A 13,506-nucleotide genomic window follows, 5' to 3' on the forward strand; every position below is an offset into this window, starting at 1 on the left:
AAAGCACTACCATTTCTGATAGATGCTTTCTGAATTGCTATTCTGTTATTAAATCTATTTTTTGAATAGTTCTGAGTGCGTACCAAGCCTGTAAAGCATGAGTACTAAAACGTTGTTCTGAATCTCATAAATGAGCAACCAGTCTGGTTCAATGTGGCACTCACGCGTGCCCTTATAGTTGCCTGTAAGATCATGGTCTCTGTATTTTGCTTCCAGCGTACCGCCATTCGCCAGAATATCGATTACCTCAAACAGCTTATCAAGATTTTTATTTTGCTTTTTGGCAAGCTTCAAGTCCTTTTTAAACTGATTGGTAAACTGAATGTCATATTTCATACGTCGAGAGCTGCCTTGAGCGCATCCATACTGGAATAACGCGGAGCAGAAGGATCTTTCATCATTTTTCTGCCTTCCTCAATGGCAGCGGCTGTAGTATCATTCGGTACTTCCAGTTTTAATTCAAAAGGAATACCGTGCTCACGGATAGCGGTTCTCAGGAACATATTTACAGCAGTTGTCATATTCAGACCAAGCTCATTGAAGATTTTCTCCGCTTGGTCCTTGATTGCCTTGTCTGTACGAATATTTAAATTAGTTGTTGCCATACAGAACACCTCCATTCAAGTATAGTATATTCAAATACGCGTCTAATGTCAACATAATGTCATTATATAAGACGCATAATTTCTACTAAAGTCCATCAAAATCCATCTGCATAGCGATCTGCGCATAGCCTTTGTACTCACCATTGCTGCTTTCTGCGTACATGTCATTCACCATACCGATCGTGAGAATGTCAAGGTCTCGGACGGAGATGCATAGCTGTACGCAGCGAAGCAGAAACGAAGAGAAACAGCGTATTTTCCGTGAACGGATTCATCTCGGCTTCAGACTGGATGATCCCGGCGAGACTGTCTACGCCATACCTCAGATCCGTATACTCGCACGCGATATATACGGTCATCCCATCAGTCTTCAGATCATTCAGCATGACTCAGCACCTCCAGGATTGTCCGGATCTGATTTTCTGGAGCATCATAGGGAAGTTCGAGAGTTGCCTGATCGAAGTAAACAACAATACGGGGTTCTGACTTGGAAGAGGTTTCTTCAGGTTCTTCCTGAACATTGATTTCTGCTGATTCGGAAGAAGCAGGAATCATCACAAATCTCGACTGTTCTTCCTTCTGCCGCTCATATTCCTTTACCGCATGCCGTACACGGGTGCAGCGGTAACCGAACGTATTGATCTTGATATCATCAACCTCACACCACTGTTTTCTGGAAAGCCGGCTGTTCTGGAAATCCGCCATGTCGGATGCCCACTGCTGTAATCTCAGTTTTTCGGAAACGTCCATTTCACACCACCTTGTAAATTCTTGTAACATTTTGTTGACATCATTTTACAAGCTTCTGGTTTTCAGTGGTAGACACGTGCTATTTGCCGCTTACTGATCCTCGAGATAGAGTACAATATGTTCGCAAAAGCTGAATAGGCAATGGAAAAGCCATCGAGGCTCATGTAGAATGATTTGTGACCAAACAACTACAAAGGAGAACTCTCAATGGCTCAGAAACAGAATAACACAAATCTTTCCGTTTTACTATTCAGTTTTATGAATCAGCCGGATCCCATGCTCAGCATGTTGCAAGGGCTCTGCGAACAGATGGTGGAGGCAGAGATTTCGTTGAAGCTGAATGCTGACAAGAGCGAACGCTCCGATGGGAGATCGGGGTATCGATCCGGTTACCGCCCCAGACGCCTGGATACCCGGCTGGGAACGATTTATCTGATGGTTCCAAAGGTTCGTCAGGGAAGTCTAAAGGGAAGACAATCATTATTATGGAGAAATAAGAATCATAGAACCAAGCAGGTACTCCAGATGGGGCACCTGCTTTTTATTGTCTGGCCGTTAGACGACAACAAGGTTCCCGGGCACCCACCCGACGCTTCAGCGTCGTGGAAGGGTGGGGTTCTTATTCGTTGATGATGATCTGCGGGGAACAATGAATCTGAAATGGTGCCGGATAAACAACCGGCATTCGGATGGATCGTAACAAAAATATCGTTCCTGTCAAGAGCCAGTCAACAAATCTTTCCGGCCGCTGTGTTGAGTTCATATGGGGTATATATATGGTAAAATAAATAAACAAATAGCAGCGGAAGAAATGAATACGACGGAAGTATTTGAAAATGGAGGTGCGGGATGAAACCGTTTGAAGAAGAATCGTATAAAGTTTTTGAAATGTTCAAGAAAGACTGGGCGCTTGTCACAGCAGGAAATATGCAGGACTACAACACCTGTACTGTGGGATGGGGCAGCATGGGATCCATATGGGGAAGTTCTGGCAAGAGTATGCCGATCGTCACCGTCTATATCCATCCCGCACGTTATACCAGCGATTTTATGAAAGTGCATGATACGTTTACTGTAAGTTTCTATGATCCGCAGTATAAAAAGGCACTTGCATACATGGGCTCACATTCCGGCCGTGATGAAAAAAAGGCAGAAAAAGCCGGGCTTACGCCTGTCGCAATTGGCAGTGGGGTGACCTATGAGGAGGCAAAAATGACATTCCTTTGCCATAAGCTTTATCTTCATCAGTTTTGCAAGGATTCAATGAATGAGAAAGTCAAGGACTATTATGAAACAAACTTCGAGGCGTACCCTAATGTAACACCGGATGGAACGACGGATACGTGGGAGCCTCATTATGAAATCATTGGAGAGATAGTTGACAGTAAAGGAGATTTGAAATAAAGAGAAACTAAACCAGATTTCGGTAAGGAGAAATGATGACAGGAACAACAGAATTTACCACGGAACGGTTAGTGATGCGCAGATATATAATGGAGGACTCCCGGGTTTTGTTTGAAAAGTTCGGATGCGATCCGCAAATGTACAAATACTCCGGTTGGAATCCATATGCCACATATGACATGGCGAAGCATACCGTACAGCAATATATAGACAGTTATAAAAGAGCAGATTTTTTCGGGTGGGCTATTGAATACCAGGGACATCTCATTGGTACAATCGGTGCTTATGATTTTGATGCGAAGAAAAGCCAGATAGAAATTGGAATGAGCATAGAAGCCGCCTCATGGGGGAATGGATTTGCAACAGAATCCCTAATCGGTGTATTGAAATATTTGACTGAACATGAAGGAATCGAGACAATCACTGCATGGTGCGCAGCGGATAACATTGGTTCAAAGCGGGCTATGCAAAAGGCAGGAATGAAGCAAATTGCCATTGAAAAGAATGGCCTGGAAATTGACGGAAAACTGCATGATAAGCTGATTTACCATTACACGTTGAATTGACGAATTCCAGTTCCAGGCGATTGACTATGTGATCGACCACGCGGAAGAGGTGTTGTCGGAGGAAATGATAAAGCATCTGCATTATATCCTGAAACATGATACAAAGGTTTGAATATTGGACGCGCCTTATTGAAAAAAGGATTTGCAGAACAGAGAATTCCGTATTTCGGTTCAACACATGAGCATCATAATGGCATGTTATATTATCGTCTTGACAGGCAGCATTTTGTCTGCCGGGAAAGGATAATATAGAGAAAATGGATATGAACAATTCAGTAAGAACCGTTACAAGTCTGGCGCAGTTTCTGCCGCATTATCTGGATCTGAAGGGGATTGTGATCATGCTGGCGGTTGCGGCTGCGGTTGTGGCGCCTATCGTGATCATTCTGACTGCAGCCGGAAAAAGGCGAACGATTTCTGCCGGTGATGACTGGAACCTGACGGTGATGTCGGAAGCGGAATTTCAGCGGTATGAGGTCAGGAGTCTGGTGGAACGTTACTACGAATTGACAGTCTCCGGCATGGTCTTTCTGCTCTTCACCTCGCTGTATTTTCTGATGACGTATTTTGGCGTCGGCGGACAGGTGTGGGCAAAGTACAGTTCATATGTTCTGCTGCTGATGATCATCATTGCGGTGCTGTTGAACGCGTGGCTGGATCATGCGCTGATCCCGCTGGAAACACTGCGTCCGGGCGAGCGTGAAGCACTGCACATGACTGGAATTCTGTATATGCTGATTATTTTTGCCTACATTAAATTCGGCTACAAGAACGACAATTACGATTCCATCATTCAGTACTTCATTCTGCTGATGATCGGTCGTTTTGTGGGGTTTGACACAACGATCAGCGCAATGAAAAAGAATTTCCACAATCTGATCAACTGTCTTCCGCTTCTGGCCATGGCGCTGGCAAGCACAGCTGTTATGGTGTTTGTCGGTTTTTCGATCGGCTACCTGATGACACCGAACGGCGTCGTTTTCAACTTGTTCATCGCGCAGCTGTATCTTTTGATCGTCATGTCTGTCGCATATAAGATCAGCAGCAATTTCTGGAAGAAGGACGGGTCAGAAGGGACATCAAGCGGAAGTCACTCATCTGGCAGCGGATTCTCCGGCGGCAGTACGTTTAGAGACAGGTCCAGTGACAGCAACTCTTACGGAGGAAGTTCCCGCAGTGAGGAGCCATTCCGAGGAAGAGTATACAGAGGAAAGCACGGGAGGTAATTCGCGCTCGCAGATCAGCTGTATACCCGGGAATACATACCTTTAATTTTAAGTAGAACGCGAGTGCAGTGAATTCTGAAGACATGGGTTATAATGACCTTGATTAAGCACCGCAGAGTAAGATGGAAGGAATGCAATGGACATATTTGAGTATGGGAATAAGGACGCAGAGGTTGTTCTTATTCAGATGGTGGACGACCACGACCTTGAGACAATCGAAAATGAGGGAAAACTGATCCGGGACTATACCGGTGCTGACTTCAGGCTGATCGCCTGCAGAGTCGATGACTGGAATAACAACCTGTCACCGTGGGAGGCGCCAGCTGTTTTCGGAAAACAGGGCTTTGGGGGCGGGGCAAAAGATACCCTGACCAAGGTCATGACGTTCTGTGAAGACAAATCCAAGACCTATTACATCGGTGGCTATTCCCTGGCGGGATTGTTTGCGCTGTGGGCAGCATGTCAAAAAGATGTCTTTCAAGGAGCTGCCGCAGCCTCTCCGTCCGTCTGGTTCCCTGGGTTTACGGATTATCTGAACGAACAGAAAATGAAAAGTGAGAATGTATACCTGAGTCTTGGCGATAAGGAAGAAAAAGCCAGAAATCCGGTTATGGCAACAGTCGGCGACCGGATCCGGGAAGCGTATGAGCTGTTGAAAAAACAGAATATAAACTGCATCCTGGAGTGGAATGAGGGCAATCACTTCAAAGATGCCGATTTGCGAATAGCAAAGGCGTTTTCCTGGGTGATGAAGCAGAAAGCGTGAGCAACAAAAACCCTTTCTTCAAGGCTAATGTATATCAAGAAGGGAAAAGTACCATGCAGCTGATAACAAAGTATTTTTACGAGTTAACTACAAAAGAACTGTATGAAATATTAAAAGCTCGAGCAGAGATTTTTGTTGTTGAACAGAATTGTGCGTATCAGGATATCGATGAAAAGGACTACAGCAGTCTTCATATTTTCTATGAATACGACGGAAAAGTCATCGCATATCTCCGGGCATTTCCTAAAGAAGATCATGTGGTTCAGGTAGGAAGAGTTCTGACCCTTCATCACGGGAACGGACTCGGGGGAAAACTTCTGCATGAGGGAATCGCGCAGATTAAGACTGCTTTTAATCCGGAGAAAATCTATCTGGATGCTCAGACTTACGCAGCCGGCTTTTATAAACGGGAAGGATTCAGCGTCTGCTCGGATGAGTTCCTGGAAGATGGGATACCGCATGTCGGGATGGAATTGTTCCTGGAAGATGGAGAACAGCGAGATCATTCCTTTATTTTTGACAGTGTAAAAGACAAACTGTATGAATCACGAATCGAGGAAATTTTCAGCTGGGCAGATGTACGGGGATTTGTTGACTGGAAACACATGGAAGATTTAACATGTGATGTTCTCGACCTGCTTAATGATGCCAGAAAAGAACTGTCTGCACCGGAAGACCGATGGGCTCTGTTTACTGTAGTGAGTGAGATTTTTCTGAAATGGGGCACTAGCGATATGGATGATGACGGCGATACTGTGATTGTCATGGATGAGGTCACGGGTGCCTGGGATGACGCGGTCAGTCGCCTGAAGGATGAGAAAGAACAGAAGCAGGCACTGGAGTTTTTCATGAAGAGTACAGACGGAACGGTCATTGACTACATGGAGGATTATCTTTATGATTTCATGGACACGCATTTTCGGACACCGGAACTCCTGAAGATTAAAAGAAAGTTCCTGGAAGATAAGGTTATGAAGGAAACACAATCGGATAAAAGCGACGATTGGAAGAGTATAGTGATTTCAGAGCTCAGGCTTTATCTGCTGCAGATCTTATCGGATGAAGGCGCTGACATTGAAGATGTGGAACGATATGCGGAAACCATTAATACACACGATACCAGGGAAAGACTCCTTCGCATCTACGAAGAACGCGGTGAAGCGGAAAGAGAAATTGCTCTGCTTCAGAAAATAGCAGGAGAAAAGAAGAATACACACGGCATAAGTTATTACTACATGCGGTATGAACAGAAATTAAAAAGTCTTTACAAGACGACCGGACAGAAAGAAAAATATAACGCACTGCTTAAACAGATGTTTTATGATTTACCAGACGATGAAGATCTTTATCAGGAATACCGCGCCCTGTTTTCTGATGCAGAGTGGAAGGAAGAATTTGAGCAAAATGTCGTTCCTGTCGTTTCCGGATATTATCGTGCCATGCCGCTGTTTGAGCGGGAAAAACGGTACGATTTGATGATGGCTGAGGCTGAGAAAGACGGAAGACTGGATGGATATGAGAAAATCCTGAAGAAGCATTATCCGGAGCGGTGCATGCCGATCCTGATTAGAAATGCTGATGAACTGATGGATCGGGCAAGAGATAGAAAAGGGTACCGCCATGTAGCGAATGTATTACGGAAGATAAAAGGGTATCCGGATGGAGAAGCTGCTGCAGAACGGCTTGCAGAAAAGTACCGTCAGACGTATCCGAGGAGAACGGCTCTGTGGGATGAGTTAAGCGGGATATAGAATAGTGATTTTGATGAATCGTAGAATCGTCGCATGGAAAATATACTTCCATGCGACGAGGTTTGTACATCATATCCGAAATATCAGTGGAGCTTGTAAACTTTAAAATCTTTTACTTTCGGATTGTCTTTGTTTCCAGTTACTTTTGCTTCACGATACCCGTCCAGCTCGGTACCATATTCATTTGTAACGTTGCATGTTGCCTGTAAAAACCATGTATTGGAATTCTTTGCACTTTCCTCCAAATTGCCGGAAAATATCCGGGAAACGATGTATCCGCAGGACGTTGACGGCTCTGAGTCGATGGCAAATCGTGACGCACACACCATGTATATCGGACAGATTGTGAATGCATATATTATCCGGTAATTTTGCGGCGAGAAAGAAGGCCTAACACTCCGGAGTTCGGTAAAGTTTTGAAAGAGGCTGAACAGGAGGGTGTGAAAGTAGTATGCCTGAAATGCCACATGGAGCCGGATCGTCTGGAAATTGTGTGATTTTTTACTGAGAGAGAAGTTCATGCCTTTTCAAATTGTAAAAAAGGATATCCGGGAAATCAGAGATGAAGTGATCTACGGCGCCGGAGATACATTCCAGCAGAAGCTGTTTCAGTTGATTGATGCCAGCGGGATGGACGAGGTGACCGTGTATAAGAGGGCAAATATTGACCGCAAGGTGTTTTCCAAGATTCGCTGCAATCGGGATTACCAACCTAAGAAGAAGACAGCAGTTGCCCTGGCTGTTGCGCTTGAGCTGGATATGCCGGAAACCGCGGATCTGCTGTCCCGGGCCGGGCTTGCGTTTTCACCGAGTAATGCGTTCGACCTGATTATTCAATTCTTTATCACAAACAGGATGTACGATATCTTTGAAATCAATGCTGTACTGTTTAAATATGGCTAGCCGGTATTAGGATAATGTACGGGATATTGCAGAGTGGGATTTGTCGTTTGACAAGCGACCACTCTCTTTTTATTTTCGGCTATACTTTCATCATCCAAAAGAATTGAGGAGTTAGGAGGATGATGATTATGAGTGCGATGAGAACGATCAAAGTTACCGGTAAAGGAAAGAGCAGGGTAACGCCGGATGCGATCAGGCTCACCCTTAACATGGAAGAAACTTATCCTGAGTATCAGGAGACACTTCGTCACAGCGTGCAGGATACAGCGAAGCAGCGGGAACTTCTTATGCAGTTGGGATTTAAAGGAACGGATTTAAAAACCCCGTATTTCTATCTGGATACTAAGTATGAACAGGTTCAGGTGCTGGGTTCCTATGAGCGTCAGTTTGCGGTCTATCAGTATAATCATGAAATGAAGGTGGAGTTTCCCTTGTCTTCGATCAGGTATTTCAGGCGACAGTGTTTTCTCCTTGCCCGGTAGCCTTTGTCGCGGAAAATCGATGCGACTGCGGCAGCCACATCAACAGCGCGTTCCGGAGGAACGAACAGGCGGAGTGGCCTGGAGAGCTTCGGTTCACTGGAAAGTCCGCCGCCGATGCGGGCGTTCCTGAAAACGCATGATTTTTCCGGAAAGGATGTTGTAGTGTCCTGCTCTGTGAGCAGGGCAGGTATAATAGGGACGATTGGGGTGATTGGATGAACAGGAAAATAAAGAAACTATATGTCATGCTGGCAGCATTGCTGATTTCTCTATGCATTCCATTTCCTGTGTTTGCTGACGCAGGAAGCATGGATCTTTCCCAGGCTTTCTTTACGCGCCTGAGACAAAGTTATGCTTACAAGGGGAAAACGGTTCTGCCGGCTTTTCTGATTGCGCGTGAACAGATCGTGGAAACGGATAACGGGGACGGTACAGCAACCCGGACGATTCAATATATCATACTTCAGAAAGGGCAGGATTATACCGCGTCTATTTCCGGCAATGGGAAAATCGGAAAAGCAACCATCAAGGCAGTTGGAAAGGGCAGTTATTCTGGAACACTGAAGACCTCTTTTGTTGTCAGACCGTCGAAAACCTCGGTGAAATCCATACGCAGGCAAAAGAAAGGCTTGAATGTCAATTATCGGAAAGTGCCCGGAAACTGTTCCTACCAGGTCGCATGGCACAGAAGCGGAACCCGTCGCTGGAAGAGAATGACCCGGCGTGGTGATACGGCAGTTCTTTACGATTGTCAGCCGGGTCAAAGATATGAAGTGAGAATCCGTGCGTTTAAGAGAACCGCATCCGGGACATATTACGGGAAATGGTCGGAGACGGCATCCGAAAGGGCATGAGTTCTCCGCTCGGAGCAAATGGTGTCAGGTAAATTATACCAAAGGAAAGTCATCTGTGTCTTTTTAATTGTCTGCATTATTGTATTTTCAAGGTTCAACACACCTTTTCGGTGTGGGAAGTTTTAGTTAGCATTCATACTGTCCTGTGATAGAATGATAGTGATCCATAATGATCCACCTGTGTAGATTGTTTTTTTACCATCAGCAAGGTTGCTATGGAGCTTCTATTCAAATGTTCAACTTCATTTTACAATCAATCGTAAAAAGATGCAGCATCAGTGAGGTAAATAACTATGACTAATTCAGAAAAAATTAATCAGTGGCTGGTTGAATGTGCAGAGCAGTCGGATGCTTTCTTCCTCAATACGATTGAAGACGGAAAGCCAAAATCGAGACCGATAAGTTTCCATATGCTCGTTGACGACACAAATTATTTTGGTGTCGGAGCGATGAAGAAAGTGTATAAACAGATGCAGGACAATCCATGGGTAGAGATCTGTGGACTTCTGGGACACGGAAAGCAGTTCTTCAGATATTATGGAAAAGCTGTGTTTGAAGAGGACGACCGTCTGTCGAAATTGGCTTTAGAGCAGCCGGGATATCCCGTGATGAAAAAAATCTATGCAGAAGGTACAGGAAACCATTTTGCAGTATTTCACCTGGAAGACGCAGTCTGCGAAAAACGAGCGATGATGGCCGTGCTGGAAACAGTGAGATAACTAATATCGGGAATACTGTGAACAAAAAGGAGACATGGCTGCCGGAGAACATTCCGGAAGAAATGTATCCGCAGGACATCGACGGATCAGAACCGATAGCCAACCGCGACGCACATACCATGTATATCGGACAGATCGTGGATGCGTATGTTATCCGGTAGGTGAACAGAAGCTGTGCATTTGATCTCAACAATCTGATAATATTCGGTAAAGTAAGATGGCGATGGTTAAAACCCAGGAGGAACAGTTATGTCAGATAGAAAATTAAGTGCATTCGACAGAAATTTTGATTTTAATGACGACGGGCATCTCAGTTCGGTCGAAAACGGAGTGAGAACCGCCGCTATCATGCAGACGATTGAGCACCGTACCAACTGTGAAGAGGAGTACGACTTCGAAGACAACGCCACGGATTCACTGGGCGAAGCAGCCGATGACCTGGATTCACTGGACGAAGCAGCCGATGACCCAGAATTGGAGAGAACCGTTCATCATCTGACGAGTCTCATTCGTCTGGGGTACGATGGTCATTCAGAATATGATGAATGGGCGAAGAATATCGTAGGACCGGAAGACATTGATATGAATGATTTGATTAAGCCTTGAGAGAAAGACGGAGGATAGAGAGCCGTATTGAATGTTTTCAGATATGGAAATAAGAACGGGGAGGTTGTTCTTATGCAGGACAAAAGGAAACGGACAAGAAATATCCTGATTTCTGTGTATGTCGGAATCTGGACAGCATCGGTTTTATTGTTCTGGGGCTTTACGGGAGATTCAGATGCAATGGCGTACGGATTCCTGGTATTCTGGATCGTTCTTCCCGTCAGCACGTTTGTTCTTTCACTCCTGCTCAGTAAGAATGCTTGCGGCAGTTATATAAAATGGCTGGGGATACTTGGATTTGGTTTCATGTATATGATGGCAGATTATGTGACCTATAAACTGGCCAATAATATTGCAGCAGGCAGAATGAATATGCCGGATGCAGCTGCTTTTGCAGCAGGCACAGTTCTGTCGCTCATCGGAATGGGAGCAGGCCATGTCATATACAGGATGAAAAAGAGATAATTCAAGATGTATTTGATCTCAGTATTCTGAATAACTATTTTGAAGTAAAACGGGCAAAACCATGTGATTACAATGGGTTTGTCCGTTTTTGCATATGGCGTATGGACGCTTGCGGCCGTTTCAGTGAATGCTTGATCTTGCGGCCGTTCCTAAGCATAATAAAAAAGGCGTTCTTTTGTAAAAATGTATATCGGAGTTGTATTAGGATGGAGGCATTAAAGAAAGCACTTGAAGTATGAGGTATGAGGTTAAAATTACTAGTTAATTTACGACTAGAGAAAGGATGTCTGTCCTATGGAAAGGAAATTTCCATATTTCATCATAACAACTGTCCTTCGGATTTCAGACGACAGAACCTATTATGATGTTACAGGAAACGGCATTGAAAAATTACACCTGAATGATAAGCTGTATGACATACAAAGCGTCGAATATCGGATAGACGCCTTAAAGCAAATCAGCAGTCAGGACACCGCTTCGATATTTCAGAGCGGGAAAATGAGATTGGTTCTATGCTCTGAGGATCATCTTCCTGTTTTCGGGCGTCTCCTGTTTCTCGATGAAGATGATACCGCTGCCGGGCGACTGGATATTTTAGGAGATGTCTTTAAGATCGTACCTTTTGAGGAGGATTTCATTTTCTATGGCGAACTGGAAATCTGCAGGGTTACGAAGGATCTCGTTGTAAAATGGTCTTTCCTTGGACGGGATATCTTTGTCCGATCCGATGATAGACCGGGGCCGGCGTTCGAAATGAAAACAGACCGCATCTGCCTGTACGACTGGCTCGGCAGTTATTATGAGATCGATTACGATGGGATTGTTCTGCTGGACAGGCCGCCCGCAGTACAGGCCGGAAAGAATTAGGAGGGGAAATGATGGAACAGCAGATGCTCGAGATTCCCTTTACACAAACAGATGCCATCCCGCAGCTTCCGGTGGAATCGGAGCTTTTCATCATTGCGGATCATCTCAGCGATGAGCAGCAGATCCGTGAATTTGCGGAAGCCATGATCGGTCAGGGAATACGGGATTTTAATTTTACTGGTAAATTCGGACAGCTATGGGATAATATATTTGATGAAGTCGATATAGAAATTAACCCGGACAGCACGGAAGACACGGTGGCACTGACCATGTACTGGGAAGATAAAGATGAGTTCGATGAGACGATAGAAGTTTCCATGCAGCCGAAGGTCTATGTGGTCTATGCCTGATTTTCGGGTGCGAATGACAAAAGAATCCATAAAAGAGGATATATGCTGCATTATTATGATTATCGATTTAGGAGCAAGAAAATGAGCCATCGATCAGGAAAGAAAAAATTTATACGAAGTGTTGCAGAGGACTGTGTTCTGCATATGAAGCCAGAGGATAAGGCATATATAAGAGAAAATCCGTATTCCATAGAATATCATTTTGGTTATGCCTTGTATATTCGTAACCATTATATTTATGATGAAGGGTCTAAACTTGACTTTGCATATGAGCCAGATCAATTGTCATCGGATATTATGACGTATATTTTTTCATTGCTGCTGCCTGGTGAATATATCTACGGTGACAGGTTTATTGAGTGGCTGTTTGATGATCGTAAGTTTATCGCAATGCGGAAGGCATATAGGGAAAAGTACCTATGTCATCAGTGCTTCTGCCTTATAGAAAAGAGATTGATGAAGAAAAATATAAAGTAATCCGGGATAGCCTTTGCACCGCACTTGAAGAAACACCTTGGTTAGCAAAACAGTTTGATTACAGATATTATCGGGATCGTGAAATTGCAAAGGCAGTTTTGTCGTATCCAGATAATATGCAGTACTTACCAGAATATCAGGCTGATGATGATATGGTTCTGTATGCTATGGAAAGGGATGGTACTGTAATTGAGTATGTTGATAAGAAATACTCGGACAGCCGTGATTGGGTAATGTTCGCTATCGATCATTCAGATGATGGAGCAATCCTGTCTCTGGATTGTATGATGCCGTACAGAACGGATAAAGAAATTGTTTATCGAGCCTGCAAAGTTGATAAACAAAACTTTGCTTACGTTGATGAGAAATTTCAGGATGATTATAATCTGGCCAAAATCGTGATAGCAGATAACCGAAATCCATATGATCATGTTTATTCATATCTAAGCGAACGCTTGAAAAATGATCAGTCTTTGGCTTTGCTGGATGCTGCCACTGATAGGCCGGATGTTGAATATTATTCCGATAGTCTGAAGGATAATAAGACAGTGGCGAAGAAATTAATAGAAGTGCACGGAGCAGATGATTGGTGTTTAAAATACATGAGTGATCGGATAAAAAGGATTTTTGGCTATAAAAAATGAAGTCGATTACCAGATGGAATCCGATCTATGCGTGGGATCAGATGTTTCTTGGCTAAACACATGGATATAAT

Annotated in this window: 21 protein-coding genes; 16 read left to right on the forward strand and 5 right to left on the reverse strand. The window is 44.2% G+C overall.

The features are described 5' to 3' along the window. Positions 1-54 precede the first annotated feature (54 nt). From ACI77B_RS08240 to tnpA, 4 genes are all read right to left on the reverse strand, one after another. Positions 55-336, reverse strand: a complete 282-nt coding sequence (locus tag ACI77B_RS08240; protein ID WP_227102574.1) for a type II toxin-antitoxin system YafQ family toxin — start codon at positions 334-336, stop codon at positions 55-57. Then, positions 333-605, reverse strand: a complete 273-nt coding sequence (locus ACI77B_RS08245; RefSeq protein ID WP_409336373.1) for a type II toxin-antitoxin system RelB/DinJ family antitoxin — start codon at positions 603-605, stop codon at positions 333-335. Before ACI77B_RS08245 ends, ACI77B_RS08240 begins: the two co-directional genes overlap by 4 nt. 191 nt (positions 606-796) lie before the next feature. Further along, on the reverse strand, positions 797-991 hold the full coding sequence (gene tnpB, locus ACI77B_RS08250) for an IS66 family insertion sequence element accessory protein TnpB (protein ID WP_409336374.1): 195 nt from the start codon (positions 989-991) through the stop codon (positions 797-799). Continuing rightward, complete coding sequence (gene tnpA, locus ACI77B_RS08255; RefSeq protein WP_409336375.1) at positions 981-1,355, reverse strand: IS66 family insertion sequence element accessory protein TnpA; 375 nt, start codon at positions 1,353-1,355, stop codon at positions 981-983. Before tnpA ends, tnpB begins: the two co-directional genes overlap by 11 nt. Before the next feature lie 207 nt (positions 1,356-1,562). On the opposite strand from tnpA, the gene ACI77B_RS08260 reads away from it, so the two are divergent. From ACI77B_RS08260 to ACI77B_RS08295, 8 genes are all read left to right on the forward strand, one after another. Next, the gene (locus ACI77B_RS08260) at positions 1,563-1,985 is read left to right on the forward strand and encodes a transposase (RefSeq protein ID WP_409336376.1); all 423 of its coding nucleotides are present in this window, start codon (positions 1,563-1,565) and stop codon (positions 1,983-1,985) included. 219 nt (positions 1,986-2,204) lie between these two features. Beyond that, positions 2,205-2,759: a flavin reductase gene (locus tag ACI77B_RS08265; protein WP_409336377.1), complete on the forward strand. Its 555-nt coding sequence runs from the start codon at positions 2,205-2,207 to the stop codon at positions 2,757-2,759. Positions 2,760-2,791: 32 nt separating this feature from the next. Further along, positions 2,792-3,325: a GNAT family N-acetyltransferase gene (locus ACI77B_RS08270; RefSeq protein ID WP_409336378.1), complete on the forward strand. Its 534-nt coding sequence runs from the start codon at positions 2,792-2,794 to the stop codon at positions 3,323-3,325. A 263-nt stretch (positions 3,326-3,588) separates the two neighbouring features. Further along, positions 3,589-4,551 carry a hypothetical protein gene (locus ACI77B_RS08275; protein WP_409336379.1) on the forward strand — a complete coding sequence of 321 codons (963 nt, stop codon included), beginning with the start codon at positions 3,589-3,591 and terminating at the stop codon, positions 4,549-4,551. A 136-nt stretch (positions 4,552-4,687) separates the two neighbouring features. Next, on the forward strand, positions 4,688-5,317 hold the full coding sequence (locus tag ACI77B_RS08280) for an esterase (RefSeq protein ID WP_409336380.1): 630 nt from the start codon (positions 4,688-4,690) through the stop codon (positions 5,315-5,317). A 53-nt stretch (positions 5,318-5,370) separates the two neighbouring features. Further along, entirely contained in the window at positions 5,371-7,068 is a 1,698-nt protein-coding gene (locus tag ACI77B_RS08285; RefSeq protein ID WP_409336381.1) for a GNAT family N-acetyltransferase, read from the forward strand. A gap of 519 nt (positions 7,069-7,587) precedes the next feature. Then, positions 7,588-7,971, forward strand: coding sequence for a hypothetical protein (locus tag ACI77B_RS08290; RefSeq protein ID WP_409336382.1), 384 nt, complete (start codon positions 7,588-7,590; stop codon positions 7,969-7,971). Between the two features lie 128 nt (positions 7,972-8,099). Then, positions 8,100-8,453 (forward strand): SIMPL domain-containing protein, encoded by a 354-nt coding sequence (locus tag ACI77B_RS08295; protein WP_409336383.1) that lies wholly within the window; start codon positions 8,100-8,102, stop codon positions 8,451-8,453. On the opposite strand, the gene ACI77B_RS08300 is transcribed toward ACI77B_RS08295, so the two are convergent. After that, positions 8,378-8,665: a hypothetical protein gene (locus ACI77B_RS08300; protein ID WP_409337716.1), complete on the reverse strand. Its 288-nt coding sequence runs from the start codon at positions 8,663-8,665 to the stop codon at positions 8,378-8,380. The genes ACI77B_RS08295 and ACI77B_RS08300 overlap by 76 nt on opposite strands. A 3-nt stretch (positions 8,666-8,668) precedes the next feature. Between ACI77B_RS08300 and ACI77B_RS08305 the strand changes: the two genes are divergently transcribed. From ACI77B_RS08305 to ACI77B_RS08340, 8 genes are all read left to right on the forward strand, one after another. Next, complete coding sequence (locus tag ACI77B_RS08305; protein ID WP_409336384.1) at positions 8,669-9,307, forward strand: fibronectin type III domain-containing protein; 639 nt, start codon at positions 8,669-8,671, stop codon at positions 9,305-9,307. A gap of 293 nt (positions 9,308-9,600) precedes the next feature. Further along, complete coding sequence (locus ACI77B_RS08310) at positions 9,601-10,026, forward strand: pyridoxamine 5'-phosphate oxidase family protein (RefSeq protein WP_409336385.1); 426 nt, start codon at positions 9,601-9,603, stop codon at positions 10,024-10,026. Positions 10,027-10,043: 17 nt separating this feature from the next. Next, positions 10,044-10,187 (forward strand): hypothetical protein, encoded by a 144-nt coding sequence (locus ACI77B_RS08315; protein WP_409336386.1) that lies wholly within the window; start codon positions 10,044-10,046, stop codon positions 10,185-10,187. An 88-nt stretch (positions 10,188-10,275) separates the two neighbouring features. After that, a complete protein-coding gene (locus tag ACI77B_RS08320; protein ID WP_409336387.1) occupies positions 10,276-10,632 on the forward strand; it encodes a hypothetical protein in 357 nt (118 codons plus the stop codon). A gap of 72 nt (positions 10,633-10,704) precedes the next feature. Beyond that, entirely contained in the window at positions 10,705-11,097 is a 393-nt protein-coding gene (locus ACI77B_RS08325) for a hypothetical protein (RefSeq protein WP_178263615.1), read from the forward strand. A gap of 294 nt (positions 11,098-11,391) precedes the next feature. Then, entirely contained in the window at positions 11,392-11,964 is a 573-nt protein-coding gene (locus ACI77B_RS08330; protein ID WP_409336388.1) for a hypothetical protein, read from the forward strand. Positions 11,965-11,972: 8 nt separating this feature from the next. Further along, the gene (locus tag ACI77B_RS08335; protein ID WP_409336389.1) at positions 11,973-12,314 is read left to right on the forward strand and encodes a hypothetical protein; all 342 of its coding nucleotides are present in this window, start codon (positions 11,973-11,975) and stop codon (positions 12,312-12,314) included. A 419-nt stretch (positions 12,315-12,733) separates the two neighbouring features. Beyond that, entirely contained in the window at positions 12,734-13,435 is a 702-nt protein-coding gene (locus tag ACI77B_RS08340) for a DUF4116 domain-containing protein (protein WP_409336390.1), read from the forward strand. The last annotated feature ends 71 nt before the right edge of the window (positions 13,436-13,506 follow it).

Source organism: Eubacterium sp. F2 (genome assembly GCF_046244355.1).
In the GTDB taxonomy this organism is placed as follows: Bacteria; Bacillota; Clostridia; order Peptostreptococcales; family Anaerovoracaceae; genus Aminicella.

Excerpts from the sequence above, each read along its gene's own strand:
- ACI77B_RS08240 (WP_227102574.1), bottom strand. The coding sequence starts at position 336 with ATGAAATATGACATTCAGTTTACCAATCAGTTTAAAAAGGACTTGAAG.
- ACI77B_RS08245 (WP_409336373.1), bottom strand. The coding sequence starts at position 605 with ATGGCAACAACTAATTTAAATATTCGTACAGACAAGGCAATCAAGGAC.
- tnpB (WP_409336374.1), bottom strand. The coding sequence starts at position 991 with ATGCTGAATGATCTGAAGACTGATGGGATGACCGTATATATCGCGTGC.
- tnpA (WP_409336375.1), bottom strand. The coding sequence starts at position 1,355 with ATGGACGTTTCCGAAAAACTGAGATTACAGCAGTGGGCATCCGACATG.
- ACI77B_RS08260 (WP_409336376.1), top strand. The coding sequence starts at position 1,563 with ATGGCTCAGAAACAGAATAACACAAATCTTTCCGTTTTACTATTCAGT.
- ACI77B_RS08265 (WP_409336377.1), top strand. The coding sequence starts at position 2,205 with ATGAAACCGTTTGAAGAAGAATCGTATAAAGTTTTTGAAATGTTCAAG.
- ACI77B_RS08270 (WP_409336378.1), top strand. The coding sequence starts at position 2,792 with ATGATGACAGGAACAACAGAATTTACCACGGAACGGTTAGTGATGCGC.
- ACI77B_RS08275 (WP_409336379.1), top strand. The coding sequence starts at position 3,589 with ATGAACAATTCAGTAAGAACCGTTACAAGTCTGGCGCAGTTTCTGCCG.
- ACI77B_RS08280 (WP_409336380.1), top strand. The coding sequence starts at position 4,688 with ATGGACATATTTGAGTATGGGAATAAGGACGCAGAGGTTGTTCTTATT.
- ACI77B_RS08285 (WP_409336381.1), top strand. The coding sequence starts at position 5,371 with ATGCAGCTGATAACAAAGTATTTTTACGAGTTAACTACAAAAGAACTG.
- ACI77B_RS08290 (WP_409336382.1), top strand. The coding sequence starts at position 7,588 with ATGCCTTTTCAAATTGTAAAAAAGGATATCCGGGAAATCAGAGATGAA.
- ACI77B_RS08295 (WP_409336383.1), top strand. The coding sequence starts at position 8,100 with ATGAGTGCGATGAGAACGATCAAAGTTACCGGTAAAGGAAAGAGCAGG.
- ACI77B_RS08305 (WP_409336384.1), top strand. The coding sequence starts at position 8,669 with ATGAACAGGAAAATAAAGAAACTATATGTCATGCTGGCAGCATTGCTG.
- ACI77B_RS08310 (WP_409336385.1), top strand. The coding sequence starts at position 9,601 with ATGACTAATTCAGAAAAAATTAATCAGTGGCTGGTTGAATGTGCAGAG.
- ACI77B_RS08320 (WP_409336387.1), top strand. The coding sequence starts at position 10,276 with ATGTCAGATAGAAAATTAAGTGCATTCGACAGAAATTTTGATTTTAAT.
- ACI77B_RS08325 (WP_178263615.1), top strand. The coding sequence starts at position 10,705 with ATGCAGGACAAAAGGAAACGGACAAGAAATATCCTGATTTCTGTGTAT.
- ACI77B_RS08330 (WP_409336388.1), top strand. The coding sequence starts at position 11,392 with ATGGAAAGGAAATTTCCATATTTCATCATAACAACTGTCCTTCGGATT.
- ACI77B_RS08335 (WP_409336389.1), top strand. The coding sequence starts at position 11,973 with ATGATGGAACAGCAGATGCTCGAGATTCCCTTTACACAAACAGATGCC.
- ACI77B_RS08340 (WP_409336390.1), top strand. The coding sequence starts at position 12,734 with ATGTCATCAGTGCTTCTGCCTTATAGAAAAGAGATTGATGAAGAAAAA.